This is a genomic window from Camelimonas sp. FR25 (assembly GCF_059740505.1).
Window position 1 is genome coordinate 1 of the sequence record NZ_JCAWFG010000113.1, and the last position, 23842, is coordinate 23842.

At 63.1% G+C, this 23842-nt stretch carries 14 protein-coding genes and 1 pseudogene; 5 read left to right on the forward strand and 10 right to left on the reverse strand.

Features of this window, described 5'->3' with window-relative positions:
• Nucleotides 1-207: hypothetical protein (locus AC6A67_RS16720; RefSeq protein WP_498037699.1), on the reverse strand; the 207-nt coding region annotated here is incomplete at its 3' end.
• Between the two features lie 855 nt (nucleotides 208-1062).
• On the opposite strand from AC6A67_RS16720, the gene AC6A67_RS16725 reads away from it, so the two are divergent.
• Both AC6A67_RS16725 and AC6A67_RS16730 read left to right on the forward strand, forming a co-directional pair.
• Entirely contained in the window at nucleotides 1063-1914 is an 852-nt protein-coding gene (locus tag AC6A67_RS16725) for a hypothetical protein (protein ID WP_498037700.1), read from the forward strand.
• A gap of 1156 nt (nucleotides 1915-3070) precedes the next feature.
• A complete protein-coding gene (locus tag AC6A67_RS16730; protein ID WP_498037701.1) occupies nucleotides 3071-3526 on the forward strand; it encodes an antitoxin Xre-like helix-turn-helix domain-containing protein in 456 nt (151 codons plus the stop codon).
• A gap of 1090 nt (nucleotides 3527-4616) precedes the next feature.
• Here AC6A67_RS16730 and AC6A67_RS16735 read toward each other — a convergent pair.
• The 4 genes and pseudogenes from AC6A67_RS16735 to AC6A67_RS16750 form a co-directional block, all read right to left on the reverse strand.
• The gene (locus tag AC6A67_RS16735) at nucleotides 4617-6239 is read right to left on the reverse strand and encodes a thiamine pyrophosphate-binding protein (protein WP_498037702.1); all 1623 of its coding nucleotides are present in this window, start codon (nucleotides 6237-6239) and stop codon (nucleotides 4617-4619) included.
• A gap of 94 nt (nucleotides 6240-6333) precedes the next feature.
• Nucleotides 6334-6621 (reverse strand): hypothetical protein, encoded by a 288-nt coding sequence (locus AC6A67_RS16740; protein WP_498037703.1) that lies wholly within the window; start codon nucleotides 6619-6621, stop codon nucleotides 6334-6336.
• A gap of 1152 nt (nucleotides 6622-7773) precedes the next feature.
• Entirely contained in the window at nucleotides 7774-8784 is a 1011-nt protein-coding gene (gene dapA, locus AC6A67_RS16745) for a 4-hydroxy-tetrahydrodipicolinate synthase (protein ID WP_498037704.1), read from the reverse strand.
• 165 nt (nucleotides 8785-8949) lie between these two features.
• Nucleotides 8950-10395, reverse strand: a pseudogene (locus tag AC6A67_RS16750) (outer membrane beta-barrel protein).
• A 141-nt stretch (nucleotides 10396-10536) separates the two neighbouring features.
• Here AC6A67_RS16750 and AC6A67_RS16755 point away from each other — a divergent pair.
• Together AC6A67_RS16755 and AC6A67_RS16760 are read left to right on the forward strand one after the other, a co-directional pair.
• Nucleotides 10537-11292 (forward strand): fumarylacetoacetate hydrolase family protein, encoded by a 756-nt coding sequence (locus tag AC6A67_RS16755; RefSeq protein WP_498037705.1) that lies wholly within the window; start codon nucleotides 10537-10539, stop codon nucleotides 11290-11292.
• Nucleotides 11293-11702: 410 nt separating this feature from the next.
• The gene (locus AC6A67_RS16760; RefSeq protein WP_498037706.1) at nucleotides 11703-12968 is read left to right on the forward strand and encodes an acyl-CoA dehydrogenase family protein; all 1266 of its coding nucleotides are present in this window, start codon (nucleotides 11703-11705) and stop codon (nucleotides 12966-12968) included.
• A gap of 152 nt (nucleotides 12969-13120) precedes the next feature.
• Here the strand turns inward: AC6A67_RS16760 and AC6A67_RS16765 are convergent, their stop codons facing one another.
• Nucleotides 13121-13564, reverse strand: a complete 444-nt coding sequence (locus tag AC6A67_RS16765) for an acyl-CoA thioesterase (RefSeq protein WP_498037707.1) — start codon at nucleotides 13562-13564, stop codon at nucleotides 13121-13123.
• A gap of 633 nt (nucleotides 13565-14197) precedes the next feature.
• On the reverse strand, nucleotides 14198-16615 hold the full coding sequence (locus AC6A67_RS16770) for a TonB-dependent receptor (RefSeq protein WP_498037708.1): 2418 nt from the start codon (nucleotides 16613-16615) through the stop codon (nucleotides 14198-14200).
• Between the two features lie 287 nt (nucleotides 16616-16902).
• Between AC6A67_RS16770 and AC6A67_RS16775 the strand changes: the two genes are divergently transcribed.
• Nucleotides 16903-18126 (forward strand): aminotransferase-like domain-containing protein, encoded by a 1224-nt coding sequence (locus tag AC6A67_RS16775; protein WP_498037709.1) that lies wholly within the window; start codon nucleotides 16903-16905, stop codon nucleotides 18124-18126.
• 426 nt (nucleotides 18127-18552) lie between these two features.
• Here the strand turns inward: AC6A67_RS16775 and AC6A67_RS16780 are convergent, their stop codons facing one another.
• From AC6A67_RS16780 to AC6A67_RS16790, 3 genes are read right to left on the reverse strand one after another with little or no spacing between them, the layout of a single operon-like run.
• A complete protein-coding gene (locus AC6A67_RS16780; protein WP_498037710.1) occupies nucleotides 18553-21723 on the reverse strand; it encodes a multidrug efflux RND transporter permease subunit in 3171 nt (1056 codons plus the stop codon).
• 9 nt (nucleotides 21724-21732) lie between these two features.
• A complete protein-coding gene (locus AC6A67_RS16785) occupies nucleotides 21733-23079 on the reverse strand; it encodes an efflux RND transporter periplasmic adaptor subunit (RefSeq protein ID WP_498037711.1) in 1347 nt (448 codons plus the stop codon).
• Between the two features lie 5 nt (nucleotides 23080-23084).
• On the reverse strand, nucleotides 23085-23663 hold the full coding sequence (locus AC6A67_RS16790; RefSeq protein WP_498037712.1) for a TetR/AcrR family transcriptional regulator: 579 nt from the start codon (nucleotides 23661-23663) through the stop codon (nucleotides 23085-23087).
• Between the last annotated feature and the right edge of the window lie 179 nt (nucleotides 23664-23842).

Genomic DNA, 23842 nt, shown 5'->3' on the forward strand with positions numbered 1-23842 from the left:
TGTCGGATCGCAATGCGATCGGCGGCCACGTTTACGTTTGCCATCCAGCGCGCTCTGAGTGTTGTGCCCATGCTCGGCCCCGGTATTCAGGTGCTCCGAGCCGACAACCCCATGTCCGCCAGCCCATATGAACCTTCCGGCGCGTGGGCGGATCCGCTCTGGGATCACGCCGAGCGGCCGGATGGCATCGCCGATCAGGTGCGGCACAATAGGCGCCTGCAGCCAGTCGGCAGATCGACACGAAGTCGAGCGACCACCGTACGTTCGGCGGCAATGCGTTCATTATTGACACTCATGGCCCGCTTGCGACCGACGCGTCGTCGCACGCCGGGTTGCTCCTCCATGCATATCCGCGAGTGCTACTTGTGGTTGATCTCATAGCCTTCGCGACGCGCCAGGAAATTCAGACGCCGATAGCCGAACTGGCGGCGTCAGGGGCGAGCTCCTTTATGCGACCTCGCAGGATGCCAAGATCCGCGCGCCGCGCGGCTTTACACGCCCGAGGATCGCTCATTCCGTACTGCTGGGTGAGATGGCGAACGGCTTGCCGCCTCGCGGCGAGCGTCACCACCTCTTTCCCAGAAGGTCCGCCAGCGCTGCGTTGCCGAGCGTGGAATCTGCCTACAAGCGCTTTAGCCGACTTTTCTAGTTTTCACGCGCTCACAACCGTTTGGCCTCGGACACCTCCATGCCGTCAAACCGTTCCCTCCACTTGCAGACGCTCGCGTCACTGACCCGTGCTTCCGGCATAGCTCTGCTACAGGAATGCCGCGTGTTCCTTCAGGATCGCGTTGATCTGTTCCTATGAGAATCGGGGGCGCGCCATATCTGCTCCTCGCACCAGACCCAGATCGAACTTCAAACTGGATTGGGCGCGGGGGGAGCCATTGTCACATGGACAGGCAGCACGCTTCCCTCATTGCAGCCTTTCTTCGCGGTGACAGGGAATGCCAAAGCCAATTCCTCATCATCAACCCCAAAATACAAAAAATTATTTAACAAAGAAGCCACTAACGAAGTTAATTACTTCATAACCCCAGCAATAATATAGAGACTGATACAGTGTACAGTAGATTTGTATTCGATTCACCTGTCGACACGAGCGTCCCCCTGCTGCCAGGTCTGCTGGCGGCGCGCAACCGTAACAGAGGAGCCAAACATCAACCTCTTTTGTCGCAGTTGCCAACTGATTGGCCGCGGGTCGGTGGACGCGACAGCTCCCCATACCGCAGTGCAGGCGCCCTGCCCCGCACTCCAGACTATGTGCCGGTCTCCGACCGGGCGATCTACGTCGCAGCCAGCCCCGGCGCGCGTGATCTCGCCCTTCGTGCCGGCTTCCCGATCTACAAAATCGGTTGCTGCGATCCCGATCGCGTCGGCCAGCGAATGGATGAGCACAACGCAGCGCGATACGGGTCTGCATACCTGGCCGGGTCGGATATCCGCCACGAACCTGCGTGGGATAGGTGGTTTCAGTCTATCGTCCAGTTCGGCGATGCCCTCCCCCTGAGCGGACCGATCCGGCGCTGCGGAAAATCAATGATTGTTGGCCTCCCGCCCGGACTCTCTGCCGAACAATTTGACGCGCAATTCGACAGGCAACTTCGCAAGGGCGCGATTGACCGCTGGTCGATGACCGACGAAGGCCGCGACCACTGTGCGGTCATGGGGCTGAATCCGGAGATGTTGCGGCGCTTTTCCGCCTATCCTGGCGGCACTGACACGCGGCTCTCTCCAGCAGGTGAACTGGTTGCCTTCAATCCCAGATGGGTGAGTCACGCAGAGATACTTGCCCGGATCGTGCATCGCATCATTGAACAGCACCTGCAATCGGGCGTCACATCTCGCGCACTAGCCCCGCATAACTTCAGCTCCCATCACGACCCGGCGCGCTCCATGACCTGGCAGGCGTGAAGTCTCCATCGCAGCGGCCATATTTCAATACAAATCAGATAAGAGCACGGAACAAACATGACAATTGAAACATTTGACCGATCCGGGGATCAGTTTCAGCTTTTCGCTGACGCCATGACGCCAGGCCACCTCGACAGGCCTCCGTCAGGACCCGCCAAGCTTGCTGAAGCGCGATATCATACGGCGAAGGGAGGTTTGGCAAGCCTGGGACACGACAGTTCGTATGCAACGTTAAGAAACGGATCAGGCCGGCTATCCTCAGCGGCCCCGCAACGCGCCATAATCGCTTTAGGGTGTACCGGTCTTGCTCACCTCGCCAGTCGCCTGAAGCGCCCCATGTACCTCCTGACCTCGTGCGAACCGGATCAGGTCTGGAATTTGGTCAAAATACTCCGCGAGCTTGTATATGGCGCATGCGACGACGCAGGTAATCAGTTCGAGCCTGGATGGGACGACTGGTTTCCGTCGAAACTGGCCCATCCCGTGACATTCCCTGAGTGCACACTGGTGCAGCGAGAGAGCCACTGTTTGCGGGTATCATTGCCCGATGGCATGACCGGGGCTTCTTTCGATGCGGCATTTTCCCAGCAGATGTGGTGTCACGCGGTAGATCGGTGGTCACAGACCCGGCCAGGCAAAGATCTGTGCGAGCGGGCAGGGCTTGAGCCTGGAGTGCTGCGCCGCACAGCAGGACGGGCGGACCGGGCCGGATTGACTTATCTGCCAGTCCGGGAGCTTGTCCCCTTCAGGGCATCAGAAGTCCAGGACGTCGAATGGCTCGAGCTCATGATACAGGCAGTTCTTTCCGGAACGTCCCGTCAATAAGTCCAGACAATTTCAAATGCCTTGCCACACCAGGTGACGCAAATACGTCAGAACTCCATAGATCAGCACATTGCGCCTGCATCCAGCAGCCACTTGCGGAATGGGTAACTTATGTCCCACCCTGTTCGCAAACAAACCGCAAGGTGACTGCAGGCTACGGCCTGATACGTCCGGGGCGACATGGCCCGGGCCAGTATCTGACCGCACATGAGGCGCCTGCCATCGCCTGCCTGCGCACCCTTTCCCCCCTTTGCCCGTCTCATTGCCAGCCAATCACCGGCCCCTCGTGCCGTTGGCACACGCGCGGGTGTACATAAAGCAGATTGACACCATGACCGGATTTGACAGCGAAACAGCCAACTACATCATCCCCCGCGATGACGACGATCCTTATCTCAACCCTGAACGCCGCACAAAGGTGAGCGCCGCCGGATTCAGGACATTCGTTAATATTGCCGACCGTTGGGGCATCACCGAAGATGAGCGCAGGCGCATACTTGGGGGCCTCACGCTTGAAAGCTACAATCACTACGCAACATTCGCTGCCAGCCGACGGGATTTCACGCTCGATATTGATGAATTGGAGCGCATATCTCTGGTTATTGGCATCTTTGCGGATGTTGCGACGTTCGTGGGGGACGCAGAGGCAGAAAATGCCTGGCTCAGGGCCCGGATTTTTGACTCATTCTTCCGCGGCCGGCACCCCCTCGAACTTATTGTAGGCGGCAGTCTGAACAGTCTCTGGGGCCTGCGCCGGCAACTGCGTGCAGTAAGCGCCGGCAACTGAAACCACGCGAGATGTTTGATAGCTGCGTATGACTTCAGCCTGTGCGATGCCTACCCGTGGTCTGGCAGGAACTGCCTCCAGAGCACCTCCGGTCAGCCGGAGCAGCCAAACGCCCGGAATTGATGATTAGGAATCCGGGGCAGCCCCCTTGCGGATTGATCTCAATTGTCAAACTAAAGTAGGGCGCATGCCAGTTCGGGTGTAAAGCCCTATGCCTACGTTCCCAAACATCATTGATCGCTTGGGCAAACAAGACCGACATGGTGGACGCAGCAGCCCTCGTGGAAGCTGTGATGCGACCGAACATGCGCTTCGTTGAGCTGCGCACCCCGGAACAGATCGACCTGCAGGCGCTTTCCGAGAGCGATGGCAACTGGGTTGCGGCGTTATGCTCTTATGCTTGATGCCTCCTGCAGGATTGAAATGACTCGCGCGGGCTGAGCGTCGAGAGCGTTCTCCGATGACACGGAACCGTTTTATCGATCAGACTCCGCTCCCATATTCCGCTCCCTTTCACGGAGAGCGGCACATGCTCTGGAATGCCGTACAGTGCCGACCTGATCCACGTGGGCTCTGCGGTCGACGGCAATGGTCCCACGTAAAGGGCGGTTCGATGCTAGACCGGTCCGGTGTATCGCTGGACTCATCGAGGACGCGAAGATGCTGAAGCATCCGCGACCTGCAAAGCTTAGTCGCCGCGCGGGCTTAACCAGAACCCGAAGAGTTTGACCCATCGGGCTCCGATATAAGAACTGAACGAACGATCTGCCGCGGCCAGCCTTAGGCAAGGCCCGCTGATCAAGGTAAAAAAATAGCGATATCAGTTGACTGGAGGCCAGCCATCGGGCTCGGGCCATCTCAGCAAGGATTTGACGATGACGCCAAAATGCGATTGGCGGGCGGAGCGGATGTCATTCCAGTACATTCGAGGGTAAAGTCGGGAACATAAGGTGGCTGTTGTTGCTCCCGGGAAGTTAAGCACGTCCCGAGAGAAGTTGCTGTGGAGCAGTCAGCCAAACGAACTTGATTGCTGGGTGCTCCCTGATGGTCGATGTTCCCAGGCTACCCCAGGCCACGGCATAGGGATCCGTCAGTGATCAATCATTGGCATATTGTCGGGGTCAAGCTTCAGATCGATGAGCAAGGGCCGTCGGTTGCTCCGGATGGCCTCGACAGCAAGGTCGAGGTCGGCAGCGCAGCGCACTGTGACGCCGGCGGCGCCCATGGCTTCCGCCACCGGGCCAAAATCCGGCCATTCGAACATTGAAATGGATGGATCCATCTGCTTGCTGCGGAACTGGATGTGTTCGGCGCCGTAGCTGCCGTCATTGCATAACACCACGATCAAATTCGCCCTGGCCCGGACGGCGGAGGTAAACTCGTTCAGGCCATCCAGCATAAAGCCGCCGTCGCCCGTCACCAGCAAGGTCTGGCGTTTGGGGTCGGCGAAGGAGGCGCCGATGGCTTCGCCAATGCCGAGGCCAATGGTCCCGGTGTTGACTGTATAGACCCAAGATTGCGGGTCTCTCACGCTCATCAGCCGCCATGAATCAATCAGGAAGCGGCCGGTATCGGTGACGAGGATGCGGTCCGGGTCCACCGCTCTGTCGAAGGTCTGTAGCGCCAGCCTGACGCTGACCGTACCCGGAAGGCCCTTGTCCGGCAGCGGCGGATAAGAGAATTCCGAAATGGCCTGCGCCAGTTCCGGCGTACGGTAGCGCGATCCAGGAATTTCCGCTTCGTCGAGCAGGCGCGCCATGTGCGCCGCCGTGCGGCCCGGCTCTCCCACCAGGCCGGCGTCCGGGATCACGTGGCGACCAACATCTGCGGGGTCGGAACTGACATGCACCACCCTTTTGCCGCGCAGCAGGCTACCCTGTGCGGTGGTATACTGGTTGAGGCTTGCCCCGAATGCGATGATGCAATCGCTGGCCATGATGGCGTCGGTCGCCACCGGCGTGCTGAGGGTGCCAAAAATCCCCAGATTGTACGGATGCCCGGCAAACGCCCCCTTTGCCTTGAGCGTGTGCGCCAGCGGGGCGTCGATACGGTCAGCGAAGGCCTCGATGCGTTCAAGCGCGGAGGCATCGCATGCGCCTCGCCCGCATAGCACGAGCGGGCGCCTGGCAGAGGCGACGATGCCCACCGCGTTCTCCATATCCGGACCATCGACGACATGTTCGAGCCGGGCTGGCGCATATGCCTTGTGCGGGGTGTATTCAGCGTCCTGCCATTGCAGGTCGGCAGGCATATTGACGACGATCGGGCGCTTTTCAATGCGGGCGCGCCTGAAAGCTGTCGCCACGTCTTCGCCGATCGTCCTGGGCGAGCGAAGCTGCACGAACCCTGCCCCCGCGGCATGGAAAAACTCACGCTGATCGATGTTCTGGAAATGATAGCGATCAACAACCGCCGTATCGCCGGCGAACAGCACCATGGGGATCGAGCCGCGCTGGCCTTCGACGAGGGCGGTCAGGGCATTGGTGATCGCCAGACCATGGGTGATGGTCGCCACGCCGACCTTGCCGGACGCCTGGGCATAACCAAGCGCCATCAGGACAGCGCCCCCTTCATTGACAGCCGCCTGATACGTCGCTACGCCGCTCCTGATGAACGTATCAACCATATAGAGGTTGGCGTCTCCGATCAGGCCGAACATGACCTCAACGCCCTGATCAAGAATGGCCTGCGCAATGGCCTCGTAGGTTTTCATGTTTACTGTCCTCCCTATTTTATTTGATCTGCGATGTGCTGATTGCCTTGGAAACAGCCGAGGCGCCCGGTTCAGTCGGACCAAAGCTGATTTATCAGGACACGTTTTGCATCACGTTACGCGGGTTGGCCGCCATTCTGAAAGCGGTGGCGTGGCGACGCCTCGCTGGCATGGCCACCTCCCGCCGGCGCACGCCCATCCGTCTGGCGCCGTCCTCGCCCATCATCGCGGCATTGGCGCCCCTGCACAGGAGGCCGCCATCGAAGGCGAACGCCAGCCACCTCGTTGCGCAGGCCTGGTCGAAACGCATCTGGTTTGCGCCGACAACAGGTTGCAGGACCTTGCCGGCCCGGGCCGGGCGAGCGTTGGCGCGAATGGTCATTGCTGCGGCGGCGGGTAAAACCCATGTCAACTGGCGCCTCCCATGTGTGCTGCGCGGTGTCGCCAGGCATGGGCGCAAGCCCAGCATCGGTCACAGCCCATCTCTAGATGGCGCGCGCAAATGGCGTCGGACCACTGGTCTATTGTGCGCTGAAGTTTGCCCGTTGAATGTTATGTTCGCGACAAATCTGCGTGTGAGGTCGCGACGCCGCCGTCACGGTGACGCCGTCCGGCGCTTGTCCAGCAGCCCACCGGCTATTCCGTGTGACGTCATCCTGCGCCCTGAACAGGGCGCGACCCACCAGGGCGGTCATGCGCAGCGTGTCCATCGCGGGCCAGTTGGTTTCGGGTCGCATCCCTTTGCGCAAGCGGCGCGTCAACGCGCCCTCCGGGGCAGGAACGCCCTGCCAGCATGCAGTCGTTCGGCATCTACTTTCGCCATTATCAGGCCGATCGCCAGCCACGGGGTGCAGGAAACGTCCTTGCATGGCTACAGACTGAACAGTCAGTCGGCCAGCTGATCGCGGCTACACGGGATCGAGAACAGCTCTGCCAACCTGAAAGGCCGCTCAGGAAAGCCGCTGCGAGATGCAGCCCCTGGGCCCCTGTTTCGTAACCGACGATCCCGGCGCGCTTCAGAACCGCTCCGATCTGTGATGATCGGCGCACGCTCGCATCTCCATGCCGGGGGCGCATTCTGATTGATCAAACCTCGTCGTCTGACCGGCAAGCGCTTTCGCGACCAAACGGCAGGACGACCCCGCGCTGCACTGTCAGTTCCTCAGGTGAGCAGATCACGGCGCCGGCGACGCCGTTGCTCTCACGTCGGGCGAAGCGCAGCGCCACAGCGCGGCTGATGAAAATACCGCCAACGAGGCCGCGTTCGTCCTCGACTGTCCAGCACCCTCTGGCGTCCCGGCGAACCAGGAAGTGATTTACTGGCGAAGGAGGCTCTTTTGTGCGAAGTGATCGCGCCATTGGCGATGTCCCATATGATTGGCGAGCGCAGTTGCGGATTGCTTGGCGTCTTGCATGCCGCCAGCTTTGGCGGCCAGCGGCGACGGCCGCGTTGGATCACCGGCGTGACTGGTTGTGACCGGGCCAGCGCCGCACGCCTCTGCAGCGGTCCTGGCATGTAGACAATGCCAGGAATTTACGAAACGGCAGATATTCTATCCATGTCGCTGATCTGCAGATGCGTTGTTTTTTCATGATGACCTGGGGCGCCGGCGGGCAGGCATGCGCGTGCAGCCGGCACCCGCCCGTCCAGCTCAAACCCCATGCCCAGCAAGGCGTGAGCCAGTGCGTCGATGGTTTCGGGCTCAGCGCCGACCAGCGGCAGCCGCACCGATGCCGGCAGCCCGTGCGCTAACGATAAGGCGCTCTTGAGCGGACCGGGGGATGGTTCACGCTCCAGCGCAGCGAAAAGTGGGGCCAATCGCGCATGCAGGCGCCGCGCCACGACGATGTCGCCGCTCGCGGCGCATTCCACCATCGCCACCATATCGGCAGGCGCCACATTGGCGATGTCGGAGACCACGCCGCTGGCGCCGGCTGCTGACCAGGCCAGGGCCGCGGGATCATGCCCACACAGCAGGTCAATGCGATCTCCGAAGCGCTCCAGAATGTCCTCGGCCCGTGTGATGCTGCCGGTGGCGTCGCAGATGGCGGCGACGGCGGGCAGCGTGATCAGCCGATCCAGCAGGTCGGGCGTAACGTCGACAGCGGCGCGGCCCGGCGCATTGTCCAGGATGAGCGGTATGCTGGACGCGTGGCTGATCGCTGCAAAATGCCGGAACAGTCCCTCCGGGCCCGGCTTGTTGTAATATGGCGCCGGGAGCAGCGCAGCATCGGCGCCAAGGTCGGCGGCCATGCGTGTAAGCTCTGTCGATCGCCGCGTATCATTGGTGCCCGCGCCGGCGATGACCTTGAGTTTGCCACCTGCCGCCGCGACGCAGTGCTTGATGATGGCGCAGCGCTCCTCGATCGACAGCGTCGAGGCCTCCCCACTGGCGTTACAGATGACAATGCCGCTGACATCCTGCGTCAGCTGGCGCTGCAGCAGTCGATCGAGAGCTGCAAAGTCGATGCCGTTGGCGGAGAATGGCGTGGGCAGCGCACAAAAGATGCCCCGAAACCGGCACCGTGTTGATCGTGCGGACATATGTGCGGGTCCACCTGTGATCGGCGGCGCGGCCGCTTGGTTCTGAACGGCGACATGCGTGGCGAAATGAGCGCACATGTCTGGACGTGGCTTTTATCGTGGATGTTTACGACGCATATCGGAAAACTGCGCCGCGAGGCGTCGCGCGGCGCACGCCCCGATCACTCAGAACAGAATGCCCGCCTCGATCATGCCGCGTGTCTGGCCGCGCTGATCAAGATTGGCGCCAAAGGCGTAGCCCGGCGTGGGACGGTCGATGCGCGTATAGGACACCTCGCCACGGGCAAAGAAAATGCCCTGCTGGTAGGTGGGGGTCAGCGTCACCAACCACGCCCGGCTTCCCGGGCCATAAAGCAGATTGGTAGGGGCGCAGTTTTCTACCGCGCTGCATCCCCCGCCGATTGAAGCGATGTATTCCACCCGGCCAGCCAGCGCGAACTGTTCAGTGAAGGCGTAGCGCGCCAGCACGGCTACCCCGGCGGTTTCGGCCGGGCGATCGATGCCGATTGCAGGGTTGGCTGACGCCCGTGCGTATTGCAGGTAAGGCGAGATGGTCAGGGGACCAGCGCTGTAACTGTAGATGACATTGAATATACTGCCATTATTCTGCGCCAGTGGTGTCGCAGGCGTCGATTTGCGCGTTTCACCGAGGTTCCCGGCCGCGACCACCGTAATGGTGCTGGTCGGCGTCACCGCCCAGGCCAGCAGGCCATACAACCAGTTCAGTTCGCCAGAAAAGAAGCCGTCATTGAGCGAAACGGATGCCGTCAGCGCACCCTTGCTGACATTGGCCTGAACGCCGCGACTGATGGCGGGCTCCTGATTTCACAACAGGCCGCGCGAGATGTTCATGTTCTGGAAGCTGAATGTGGATTCAGCCCCGACCAGGGTTGGGAGCAGCCCCGCCTGGATAGAAAACTCGGGCGTGATCTGGACCTTGCCATATGCGACGGGAACGGGGCCGTAGAGCTGTTTCAAGGCGTCAGTCGCGCGCATATAGGCAGTTCCGAGCGACGGTAGCGCATAGGCGCCGGCCTGGGCGTAGAATTGTAGCGGGCTTCCCGTGGTTTGAACCTCAATTTGGGCGTTGCTGACGTCAAGCAGCGGTCGCCGGTTCTGCGGGCCGCTATAAGGTATGGCGTGGCTCTGGGTTATGCCGAGACCGGTCAATTGTCCGGTGATTGAGAGTTTACCGAAACCTCCGACATCAATGGTGTAGGGGGTCGGATTGGCGCGCAATGGGCCGCCGAATGCGGGCGCCGCGACGGGCTCGGCCTGCGCGTCTGCCCCCGTCGCAAGGCCTGCGCCGATCGCAAGCACGCAAGCGGCGCCAAACTTCGTGCCGCGACGGCAGGGGCGGCTGTGGCTCGCCCCCGTGGGGCGCGCTGCGGCGATGGCATGCGCAGATAAGTGTGCGACGGGCAAATTCTTCGCAGCCTGATGGGTCATGACGGTGCTTTCTGCGTTCAGTGGGGCGCTGCGTCCTGAGCCGTGGGCGCGCAATGACAGGCGGCGCAGGCGATCCCCCGCCGCACCGTCCGGCGCAAGCAAATGTGCCTGTCCGGGCCTCACGTGGGCCAGGGGATGCGCAGAACCTGCAGACATCGCCATGTGGATACGAGAGCTATTGCCTGCTCGCGATATAGTAATTCTGTTATTATGATGACTATAAAAATAAATTGACGCCTATAGTGACGCTGCATATTGCCAGTGGCGCGCGATGACGCTCTCATGCCGCCAGAGGCATTGTTGATGAACACGCAAGAAATTGCTTCGTTGGCGGAGCGACTGGCGACAACCCGGCGCACGCAGCGCATGGCGGCATCCATGCCGCCTGGCATGAATGAGCTGGATGCCTGGGAGGTCCAGGCGCAGGCGATATTGGCGTTCTCAGCTGAATGTGTGGGCTATTGTGTGGTCGGCTGGACAGCAGATGCGCGTCGACAGCTTGGTCTGCGCACGCCCATCTACGCGCCAATCGCGAGCAGCCATTTTGGTCCGGACATCAGCTTGCGGCTGCCAGAGGGCGCCATTGGGGTCCAGTGTGAGCTTGCCCTGTGGCTCGGCGCTCCAGTTTCATGCTGTCAGGATGGCGTCGTCGACCCCGCGCAAGTGGCGAACGCCATCACCGCCGTCCATCCCGCCTTTGGACTACTCGGGCGCCGGACGTTGGTGACGGGGGACAGCCATTGCGCCGCCATCGCCGATTTCGGCCTGCACGTGGCCACGTGGCTGGGCGCAGACGCACATCCACAGGCGCTCTTGCGTCGGGGCTCCATCGCCGTGAGCGTCGCCATTGACGGCAGTGTCGTTGGTATGGCCCGGCAGCCGATGGACATCATTCAGCCCATTGTCTGGCTGGCCCAGACATTGGCTGATGGGCGGAGCCTGAACGCAGGCGACGTCGTGACCTTCGGCTGTTTTCCGATCGTGCTGCAGACGGTGGCCGGGCAAGCTCTTTGCCTCAGTTGCGATGGTCTGCCACCTGCGACAGCCACACTCTCCTGAGGGCGCAGGCGAGCCGCAATTTGTGCGTCGCAGGCTGCTCATGGCGGCGTAATCCTGAGTAAAATCCCAAATGGCCGGCGTGGCGTCCGCAGCATAACGGCGCCGGGAACGACGACGCGCAGATCCCAGGCACGCGCCGTGCAATAGCGGCGGGCCCCGCGGCTCCACATCTGGAGCGACACACACGGGCGCCTCGGACGGATCGCTCACGGCCCCTGCCCTCCGGTGCTCAGGCGTGCGTTTGAGGCGTCGCAGATTGTCACAGTGGCCGCCGCGTCTGGTTGCCCAGCACCCAAAACAACCCTCAGGCCGTGGTGACGCATGCCTGGCTTGATCTGCATCAATGACGAAAGGGGCGCTGCTTTGTGCATGCTGAACGCAAATTCTCGTTGAGAAAGAAAAGTAAAAAAATGAATTTCGAATACGCTGAGAAGGTGGAACGCTTGCGGGAGCAGCTTGGCGACTTCATGCGCTTTCATGTCGAGCCCGCCAATGGCCATTGGCACCGGGAGGTGGCTGCAGGGCGCTATCCGCTCGCGTTAATCGAACGGTTGAAGTCGCGCGCCTTCTCGGAGGGTTTGTGGAATCTGTTCCTGCCCGGCCTCAGCGAGGATGAACCGGGGCAACGTCTCAGCAATCTGGAATATGCGCCGCTCGCGGAGATCATGGGGCGCGTGCACTGGGCGTCAGAAGTATTCAATTGCAGCGCCCCGGATTCGGGCAACATCGAGTTGCTGCACCTGTTTGCGACCGCCGACCAAAGATCGCAGTGGCTTGACCCGCTCTTGATCGGCGAAATCCGCTCCTGCTTCGCCATGAGCGAACCAGACATCGCGTCTTCCGACGCAAGGAACATCCAGACCACGATCCAGCGGGATGGCGACCACTACGTGATCAACGGCCGCAAGTGGTTCATCACCGGAGCCAACCATCCCAACTGCCGGTTCGCCGTCGTCATGGGCGTGACCGGCGGGCATGCCCCGGACGGTACGTCTGGCCAGCATTCGATGGTGATTGTGCCGATGGATGCGCCAGGGCTCGACGTCGTGCGCAACATCCCCATCATGCATCACAACACCCCCGAGGGAAATTGTGAGCTGCTGTTCCGCAATGTGCGCGTGCCGGTGTCCAACCTGATTGGTGAAGAGGGGCATGGCTTCCGGCTGGCCCAGCAGCGGCTGGGCCCGGGCCGGGTGCATCACTGCATGCGCACCATTGGCCAGTGTGAACTGGCGCTCGAACTGATGTGCGAGCGCGCTCTGGAGCGTAAGACCTTCGGCCGCCCGCTGGCGGACAATGCCAATATCCAGGACTGGATCGCCGAAACACGGCTCGACATCGACCAGGCCCGCCTGCTGGTGCTGAAAGTCGCCGACAGGATGGACCGGGAAGGCAATGCGGCGGCGCGGATTGATGTGTCGGCCATCAAGATCGTCGCCGCCCGGCTGCAGACACGGGTCATGGACCGGGCCATGCAAGTGTTCGGCGCCATGGGGCTGAGCCCCGATACGCCGCTCGCCTGGCTTTGGACCTGGGGGCGCGCCCTGCGCTTCCTGGACGGCCCCGACGAAGTGCATCTGCGGGTCGTCGCCAGGGAAGAACTGGCGAAAGCCAAAACCGGCGCCGGCAAGAACGCGGCATACTTCGTGCCCCCAGCCGGCCTCGCGACGAGATGAACACCCTCGCGTCAGGACAGCCGCATGAGCGACATGGCAAGGATTTGTGTTGCTGTGCGCCCGGCATGGGGCGCCCGGATTGGCGCCCACCAACCGGCCGATGCGCTGGCGGCGGGCGCCGGGTCGACGCCGCATCACGCCGGCGCCAGTGCTTAGGCCGTGGCCGGGACGTTGATCAGCATGTCCTGCAACGCGGCGCGGAGGTCGTCCCCCATGGGGGTGGCGCCTGTGGTGGCGGCGTGGACGAAGGTGGTGGTGCAAATGCCCTTGCAGGCCTCGCCAATGAACAGCGCCTGGCCAATGTCATAGGATGACGAGCCAATGCGCAGGATGCCGGTGGCGATGTCGACATCCTGCATATGGAACACCTCCGCCAGATAGGTCAGGCGGCTGTCCGCGGTGACGATCCGTGTTTTCATGCCGACGCCCGCGCGGACGAACAGGTCACGGGTAAAACGCGAGCGGGCCTCGTCATAGAATTCGGCGATGGCGATATTATTGATATGCGCCAGCCGGTCTTCGTCGCGATAACGGGTCTGAAGGCGGGTAACGTATGGATAGATGGAGCGCTGCTGGCGCCAGACGGGCGGTTTCATCAGACGTTTTGTTCCGGTTGAGACAATTGCTGACCCGTCTTAGTCGGCCAGCCGCTCCGTCACAACCGGTTGTTAAGGCTGTCCGGCCGCAACTTCACCAGGATCATGCGGTTGACCCAGCGTTGCGACACGGGCGCCACGCTGGCGGCGGCGCATATGGCGACCGGCCTGTCGTGTCACCCAGCCCTGATGCAGCCGGGAAGATCGACAGCCCACCGGCGCAACTCGCCTGCAGTGGCAGTATGTGCACGTTTATGAGCAGTTGGCGGCCTGTCACGCGCGCCATGGCGCGATCGAAGGCGGCGATGCGGTGCTTGCGACAGCGGTATGCGCCGACATTCGTCGTGGGGTCGTCGACGCAATGTGCCGCGGCTTGCCGTCGTTCCCGTTTGCTCCCGCTATGTGGCGCCAAGGGTTGGACAGCGCCCCCCACCATCAAGCATTGTAAGCCGTGCGTTCCTGCGTGTCCCTTTACTGTAAAACCTCAACTGGCCGCTGTTCTGGCGGCCTTTTCTTTGCGTCATGCCGAGGGCGGCGCATGATCGCAACAACCATGCGGCGGCGCGAGGATCGTGCGCAAGCGCGCCCGCAGGGCGGCGTCACAGGCAGGCAAGCGTCGCCGCATTTGACTGGTCAAAACTTCACCGTCAGATGCGCCCGCACCGATCGGCCTGGCATCAGCACTTCGTTTTTCTTGAATGACACGCTATTGCGCATGCGATCATTCAGCAGATTGTCGCCGACGACGCCGAGCACGGCTTCTTCAGCGCCGATCGCATTGCCTGGCAATTTGAAGCGCCAGTTCAGCTCGGCCTTGAGATTGTTGTAGCTTGGCGTGCGCGTCTCATGAGGCGCCGTATCGTTGCGGGCGAAGGCGTGGGTCAGCAGCACGCGGGCAAACACCGCGTCGGAGCGCCAGTAGACGCCGCCGCCCAGGCGCTGGGGCGGCAGGCGCGGAACCCATGTTCCGTCATTGAATTTCGCCCGCACGATGTCATAACGCGCCTCAACGCCGAGCTTGCCGTCGCCGACCGAGGCCAGATCAAACTGGCCCATGAACTCAGCGCCGGTGAAAGTCGCCCCGCGCTGCGAGTAGACAACCTGCTGGAACTCATTGTCCACGCCGCAGCTGGCGAAGTCGTGGCCGCAACCGGCGCCGGTCAGGCGCTTGTAGATGAAGCCGGCATAGCGGGTGTGATAGACGCTGCCCTCGAACCGCACCGGCCCATCCGACTTCTTCAGGCTGAATTCAATCGTGCGCGCGCGCTCCATTTTCAGATTGGGATCGCCGATCTCAAACGTGCCAGATGCGTGGTGGGCGCCCTTGGAGAACAGCTCTGGCGCCGTGGGCGCCCGCTCGACATATTGGGCGTTGAGCGTCGCAACGATATTGTGCCAGGGCAGCGTGTACTGGACGCCGGCGCTGACGCTCTTCGGCGCAAAGCTGCGGGTACGCGGCGTCAGATTGGTGGAAGGGTCTGGCGTCGCGTGGTCATGATGGTGATCATGATCGTGGTCGTGCGCATGTTCATGGCCATGGTCGTGAACATGCGGCAGGTAATCGGCCGGGAAGCGGGCCGCGGAACCATCAACCTGGACATGGCCGATGCGACCGGCGATCTGCAGACGCCAGTTGTCAGTGATCTGCAACTCCTCAAACAGATAGGCCGACAGCGACCGGGTCTCCGCCGGGGCGATCAGACCGCCGCCCTCACCGCTGGCGTTGAGTTTTTGCCGCGCCGCATGGACGCCCAGCGCCCCGCTCCACGTGCCAATGGCCGAGGCGAAGGGGCTATGCTGCACCTCAACGCGGGCTTCCTGCTGGCGATTGTAGAAGGTCGAGTGCAGGGTCTGGCCGGCTGGCGAGGCGGCTTCGCCGGCATGATCATGACCATGATCTTGGCCATGGCCGTGATCATGATCGGCGTGCACATCGTGGTGGTCATGGTCGTGATCATGGTCATGATCAGCGTGGGTGTGGGCGAGGCCGAGCTCGCGGTGGCGATAGTTCGAGGCGCCAGCCCAGAAGCGGATTACGTCGATCCACGCGCCGCCAGGCCGGTGTTCGCCGCGCAAAAAGAGCTTGTCCTCAACCATGTCGATGCGGCTACGCAGTTCCGCCGATTCCCCGCCGGGGATCTCATACAGGCTGCGCAAATGCGAATAAGCGAGGCCGACATACCCACTGTCGGTGATGAACGATCCGCCGATGGCCGCGCCGGAGCTGTTGAGGCCCGAGTTCAGCTGCCGCCCGGCCGGCGTGGCGTAGTCGCCGGATTTCTGGCGAAAGAAATCGGCGTGCACGGCGACATTGCCGGCGCCCGCGGTGGCTTCGCCCGCGCTTGAATAGCCGCGATTGGCTGAGGAGACGCCGTTCAGAATGCGGGCGCTGACGCCTTTTTCCGGGATTTTCGTCGGAATGCGATTGTCGCTGACGCTGACGACGCCGCCAATGGCCTGGGAGCCGAAGCGCAGGGTCGCCGGGCCACGGATCACGTCGATCCGCTCCGCCGTCAACGGATTGACCGGCGCGGCGTGGTCCTCGCCAAGGGTCGATACGCCGGAGGCATTGACGCCATTTTCCTGGATAGCGACGCGATGATTGTCGAGGCCACGGATCACCGGCCGGCTCGCGCCTGGAGCAAAGGAGGTGGCTGTGACCCCGGGCAGATCAGCCACGGCCTCGCCCAGGCTCTGCGGCAAATTGCGCTCAATATCGCTGCGGGTGACGACGGAGACGGGCGCAAAGCTGCGCAGCGGCACGATCATCAGTCCTGGCGCGCCCTCGGCGGCGCCGCCCTGCCCCGCGCCGCTGCGCGCCGCCACCGGACTGTCGGCCCGCACCTCAATGGCGTCCAGCTCGATCGCCGCGCCCGCTGCATTGCCTTGCGGCGCGCTGCCCTGAGGCGCCCCCTGAGCAAAGGCGGCGCCAGCAGCAAGCGTGCAGGCCGCGAGGCTGACGCCGGCGCTGATGCGACGCACATGGGTGATGAGCACAGGGCTGGAGTGTGGCTGGCGAGCGGACAGATGTGCAAGGCGGGAGATGAACATGGCGACCCCTGTTTTGTAACGTTATTACATTAAACGGCGGCCGCGCCGTCAAGCGCGCCTTGCAACATTGTTGCCTCATTCTCCACAGGGTTGACGGAACGCTGGTCAGGGCGGCGCGGCGCTAGCGCGATCATCCGTGGCTCAGCGGAGCTGCGAGGCTGCATTGGGCGCTGCGTGCTCTCCCCCAGCCCTGCGCGCGCCAGCGCGCGGGGGTTATGTCAGTATTATTGACACATATGGGGGGCTGTGTTTGGTTCCCGGCGACAAACGAGCCCGAGGTTATCCCGATGCTGAGCTGGGAGCAGGTCTTCGCCACGCGCGCCGCGCGGATGAAGGCGTCCGAAATCCGAGAACTTCTCAAGCTGCTTGAGCGGCCGGACATCATCTCATTCGCTGGCGGCATCCCTGATCCGGCGCTGTTCCCGAAGCAGGATTTCGCCGCAGCCTATGCGGATGTTCTGGGCGGCGCGGATGCAGCCGCCGGCCTGCAATATTCGATCTCCGAAGGCTATATCCCGCTGCGCGAATGGCTGGTGGGTGAGATGGCCAAGCTGGCGATTCCCTGCAGCATCGACAACATCATGATTGTCTCCGGCTCGCAGCAGGGTCTCGACTATCTCGGCAAGCTGTTCCTGTCGCCGGGCGATACGGCGCTGGTGCGCTGGCCGACCTATCTCGGCGCCCTGCAGGCGTTCAACGCTTATGAGCCGACCTATGACCAGCTCACTGTCACGGGCAACCGCACGCCAGAGGCCTATCGCGCCACGGCGGAAGCCGCTGGTGGCCGCGTCAAATTCGCCTATCTGTCAGCCGATTTCGCCAACCCGACCGGCGAGACGCTCGACCTTAAAGGCCGCAATGCGCTGCTGGATTTGGCCGCCGAGCTCGACATCGCCATCATCGAAGACGCGGCCTATCAGTCGCTGCGCTATGACGGCGAACCGATCCCGCCGATTCTCGCGCTGGATGTGGCCCGCGCTGGCGACATCGACGCGACGCGCACGCTGTATTGCGGCAGCTTCTCCAAGACGCTGGCCCCTGGTCTGCGCGTCGGCTTTATCGTCGCCGCCGCCCCGGTCATCCGCAAGCTGGTGTTGATGAAACAGGCGGCGGATCTGCATTCCTCGACCATCAACCAGATGGCCATCGCCCATGTGGCGACGCGCAGCTTCGATGCCCAGGTGGCGCGGATCAGCAAGGTGTATCGCGAACGCCGCGACGCCATGCTCGCCTCCCTCGCCCGCCACATGCCTGAGGGCGTCACATTCACGCGCCCGGAAGGCGGCATGTTTATCTGGATCACCCTGCCCGCCGGCATGGACGGCGCCAGCCTGCTGGCCCGCGCCGTCGAGACCGAGAAGGTGGCGTTTGTCCCAGGCCAGGCTTTCCACGCCGATGGCACGGGCGCCAACACCATCCGCCTCAGCTTCTCCTGCGCCAGCCCCGAGACCATCGAGGAAGGCGTGCTGCGCATTGGCCGCCTGATCCGCACCGCCCAGGCGGCTGGCTAATACCAAACCCGATGAGTATATGACTCATCGGGTTCTGGCCAAGCCCGTGCGGCGCCTGAGCGTTTCAGGATGCGGATGCGTCAGCATCATCGCATCCTGGTATAACGTCCGAGCCCGTGCGGCGCCCAGCCGCCAGCATTCCTAACGCCCAAGGCCCCGGTCCGACGACCGGGGCCTTGTCTGTTTGGGGGCATGCGGGTCAGGGCGGCGGCGGTCGCGACCCGTCGCCAGAATGGCGCCGATGGCGCTCCTGCATTGGCGCCGATGGCTATCGCCAGAAGCCCTCAGCCGGGCAAGGTCGTGGGCCATCAACGAAAAGGCGGGGAACGCCGATGCGCTCCCCGCCTTGGTCACTCACGAAAACCGGGCCTCATACCAAAGTGCGGCGCGTAAGACGCATCGCACTTTGATCGAGCTGCGCCGTGCTCAATGCGCGGCGTCAGGCGCCGGCGGCGTATGTGGGCGCTTCTCCTCAGCTTCCGGCACATAGGCGCCGTGATCGACCGGCCGCTTCGTCCTGAACAGGCTCAGGATGAAGACGAAGAACGCCGGCACGAACACCACTGCAAGGATGGTCGCCGAGATCATGCCGCCGACCACGCCGGTGCCGATGGCGTTCTGGCTGGCCGCTGAGGGACCCGTGGCGATGGCCAGCGGCACCACGCCAAGGGTGAAGGCCAGTGAGGTCATGATGATCGGTCGGAAGCGCAGACGGCAGGCCTCAATCGCCGCTTCGCGCAGGCTCATGCCATCGGCATAGAGGTCCTTGGCGAATTCGATGATCAGGATGGCGTTCTTGGCTGACAGGCCGATGATCGCCAGCAGGCCGACCTTGAAGTAGATGTCGTTCGGCAGCCCGCGCAGCATCACGGCGAGGATACAGCCGATCACGCCCAGCGGCACTACCAGCATCACCGACAGCGGGATCGACCAGCTCTCATACAGCGCCGCCAGCAGCAGGAACACGAACAGGATGCTCATGGCGAACAGCACGGGCGCCTGATTGCCCGACTTGATCTCCTCCAGCGTCTGGCCGGTCCACTCATAGCCGATGCCCTGCTGCAGGGTGCCGGCGATGCGCTGCATCTCAGCGATGGCGTCGCCCGAGGAATAGCCCGGCGCGGCGCTGCCCGAGATACGGACCGAGGGATAGCCATTGTAGCCGACGATCTGCTGCGGACCCTTCTGCCACTGCAATTTGGCGAAGGACGACAGCGGCACCATGCCCCCGTGGATATTGGGCACGTTGAGGTTGAGCAGATCTTCACCCTGCAGGCGGGCGCTGGCCTCCGACTGGATGATCACCCGCTGCATGCGGCCATTGTTGGGGAAGTCGTTGATGTAGGACGAGCCCAGATTGGCGGTGATGGTGGCGTTGATCGCCGAGAAGCTGACGCCGAAGGTGTCGGCCTTTTCGCGGTCAATGATCACCGTCAGCTGGGCGGCGTCTGGCAGGCCTTCGACGCGCAGACCGGTGAGGATCTTGCTCTGGCGCGCCTGCGACATCATCTGCTGGGTGGCGGAGGCGAGCGCCGCCTGGCCCAGACCGCCGCGGTCCTGCAGACGGAACGAGAAGCCGGCCGAATTGCCCAGGCCCATGATCGGCGGCGGCGACAACGCGAACGACATGACGTCCGAGATGCCCCACATCTTTTTGTTCATGTTGTCGGCGACATCCTGGGCGCTCTTGCCTGGGCCGCGTTCGCTCCAGTCCTTGAGCGTGATGAACATGATCGCCGCGTTCTGGCCATTGCCGGAGAAGCTGAAGCCGCGCACCGCCACCACATTGGCGATGGCTTCCTCGGCCTTGGCGATGGCTTCGATCTGCTTGATGGCGTCGAGCGTGCGGTTCGAGCTGGCCTCCGACGGGGTCTGGATGTCGACGATGATATAGCCCTGGTCTTCGTTCGGGATGAACGACGACGGCAGGCGCATGAACAGCCAGCCAGTGCCGATGGTGATGGCGAGGAAGATCACCATCAGCCGCCCGGCGCGCGAGCTCACGCCCGTGACGAGACCGGCGTAGCGCCGGGTCGTGCGGTCAAAGAAGCGGTTGAACGCCCCGAAGAAGCCGCGCTTCTCCTCGCCATGGCCCTTCACCGGCTTGAGGAAGGTGGCGCACAGCGCAGGCGTCAGCGACAGCGCGAGGAACGCCGAGAACAGGATCGACACCACCATGGTCAGCGAGAACTGCCGGTAGATCACGCCGGTTGCGCCCGGGAAGAACGCCATCGGAATGAACACCGCCGCCAGCACCAGCGTGATGCCAATGATGGCGCCCGAGATCTGGCTCATCGCCTTCTGGGTGGCGCGCAGCGGCGACAGCCCTTCCTCGGCCATGATGCGTTCGACGTTCTCCACCACCACGATGGCGTCGTCGACGAGAATGCCGATCGCCAGCACCATGGCGAACATGGTGAGCACATTGATCGAGAAGCCTGCGGCGAACATCACCGCCAGCGTGCCAAGCAGCGCCACCGGCACCACCAGCGCCGGGATCACCGTGTAGCGGAAGTTCTGCAGGAACAGGAACATCACGAGGAAGACGAGACCCACCGCCTCCAGCAGCGTGTGCGCCACCTTCTCGATCGAGGCTTCCACGAACGGGCTGGTGTCGTAAGGGATCGAGTACTCAATGCCCTTCGGGAAGAACTTCGCCAGCTCCTCCATCTTGGCCCGCACCGCATTGGCGGTGGCCACGGCGTTGCCGCTCTCCGACAGCTGCACGGCGATGGCCGCGCTGGGCTTGCCGTCCAGACGGGTGGCGAAATTGTAGGATTCGCTGCCGACCTCAACGCGCGCCACGTCACGCAGGCGCACGCTCGATCCATCCGGATTGGCGCGCAGCACGATGGCGCCGAACTCTTCCGGCGAGGTCAGCTGGCCCTTGACCAGCACGGTGGCGGTGAGCTGCTGGTTGATCGGATTGGGGTCTGCGCCGATCTTGCCCGCCGCCACCTGGGCGTTCTGGGCCTGAATGGCGTTGGCGATGTCGGTCGAAGAAATCTTCAGACCAAGCATCTTGTCCGGATCGATCCAGATACGCATCGAGCGCGGCGAGGCGAACAGCTGCGCCTTGCCGACGCCGGAAATGCGCCGCAGCTCGCCGAGCACGTTGCGGTTGAGATAGTCGCCGAGGCCGACGTCGTCGGTCTTGCCGTCGGTCGAGGTCAGCGAAATGATCAGCAGGAAGCCGGCGCCGCTTTCCTCGGTGTTGATGCCCTGCTGAACCACCGTGGTCGGCAGCCGCGGCTGCACGCGCCGGATGGCGTTCTGGGCGTTCACCGAGGCGATGTCGATGTCAGTGCCGGTGTTGAAGGTGGCGGTGATCGACACCTGGCCCGTCGCGTCCGAGGTGGACTCGAAATAGGCCATGCCCTTCACGCCATTGAGTTCATCCTCAATCTGGCGCGTCACGCCCTGATAGATCTCGCCGGGCGAGGCGCCCGGATACATGGTCGAGATGCTGAGCTGCGGCGGCGCCACCTTGGGATATTGCGCCACCGGCAGGAACGGCAGCGCGATCAACCCCGCGATGGAGATAAAGAAGGCGACGACCCACGCGAAGATGGGTCGCAGAATGAAAAATTGAGCCATTGATCAGCCTCAGTCGCCCTTCTTCGCCGGCGCGCCAGCCGCCGGCTTGTCAGCCGGTTTGGCCGCATCCTTGCCCGCATCCTTGCCCGCGTCTTTGCCTGGCTGCTGTGCAGCACCTTGCCCAGCCCCCTGACCTGACGCCGGGGCGGCGTCCGCCGCCGCCTGGCGGGCGGCCACAGGCCCCTTCCACGGCTGCGGAATGATCTTGCCGCCCGGCATCATCTTCTGGAAACCCTCGACGATGACCCGGTCGCCCTCGTTGAGGCCGCTGCGCACCAGCCAGCGGTCGCCGGTCACCGGCCCCAGCTCGATCGGGCGCAACGTCGCCGCGTCGCCCTCACCGATGACATAGACCTGAGCCGTGCCGGCTGCGTCACGGGTCACCGCCTGCTGCGGAATGGCGATGGCGCTGTCGATGCGGGCCTGCTCAATGCGCACGCGCACATAGAGCCCAGGGAGCAACTCGTCAGTCGGGTTGGGAAATTCGGCGCGCAGGGTGATCTGGCCAGTGGTCTGGTCCACCGAGGCCTCCGAGAACAGCAGACGGCCCTTGTGGCCATATGCCTCGCCGTCGTCGAACAGCAGCTCGACCGACGCCTCATCCTTCTTCACGCCCGCCACCGAACCGGCTTCCAGCTCCTGACGCAGCTGGCGCACTTCGGTCGAGGATTGGGTGAAGTCGGCGTAGACCGGATCGAGCTGCTGGATGATGGCCAGCGGCTGCACGCCGCCGACGCTGACCAGCGCGCCCTCGGTGACCAGCGCCCGGCCAATACGGCCAGTGATCGGGGCCCGCACCTCGGTGTAATCGAGATTGACATTGGCCTGGTCGAGGCCCGCCTGGGCGGCGGCGACCTCGGCCTCGGCCTGGGCGAGATTGGCGACGGCCACGTCATATTCCTGCGCCGAGGAGACGTTGCGCTTCTGCAGCTCCTGCTGGCGGTCCGCCTTCTGCCTGGCCAGGATTCGCGCCGCCTTGGCCCGCTCCAGATTGGCCTTGGCGCTGGCCACCGCCACCCGGAACAGGGTCGGATCGATGCGGTAGAGCACGTCGCCTTCCTTGACGATGCTGCCCTGCTGGAACACCCGATCCTCAATGATGCCGCTGACGCGCGGCCGCACCTCGGCGGTGCGCACTGCAGCGATGCGGCCTGGCAGATCGCGGGTCAGCGGCACCGGCTCACGCTTGATGGTGATGAACTGGACGAAGGCGGGCGGCATCGCCGGCTGCGCCAGCGCCGTGGAGATCACCCCAGGCGCGCCGAGCACGGCGGCGCCCCCGGCGAGCACTGGCGCACACATCAGCAGGGCCAGCCAGGCGGGCGTTTTACGGGAGAGTTTTTGCAATTGCGCCATATCCGTCACTGCTTGCTGCCAGAGTTGCACTGGGTCCGGGCCATCCGGGCGACGCTGTCGAAGATAACGTCACGGACCTCAGGGGAGAATTCGTAAAGATCAAAATACTTTAGGGTCAGATAGCCCTGCAACGCCAGAAACGCCATGAACGGCGCCGGATCATTGCTGCAGGTTGGGGCGAAAGTCTCCAGATCCTTCTGGACAAACGCCCTGATGCGGTCGCGCACGCTGTCATCCGAGGCCATCGCCACGCACAGGGTGAGCACGCTCGCCCGATCCTGCGTCTCGGGATGACTGGCGGCGAACCGCAGTCGCCCCGCCAGCTCCGGATCGGTCACATCCGGGTCCTCCGACGCCTCGCGAATGCATTGCTGCAGCCTGGTCTCGTCGGCGGCGATCTGGCGCGCGACGATCGCCGCAATCAACGCTTGCTTGGTCTTGAAGTCGTAGAGAACCGTCGCCTTGCTGACGCCAGCCTCTTCGGCCACGGCGCTGATGGTGAGGTTCACGGCGCCGGCACGCTGGACCACCCGCTCGGCAGCGTCAAGCAAAGCGTCGCTGTCTATGATCCGGCGTCGGCCCATGTCGCATCCATTTATTTCCAACCGAACGGTTAGTAATCGCCGGTTTGATCTGCGTCAAACGCGCATGGGGTACAAAGATGCACAGTTCCTACGCTGGCGGCTGACGCGGTGTGCGCCAGCGCACACTGGTCCAGAGTGCGACGCCATACCGGCTTCACAAACCCGTCACCCTGCCGCCG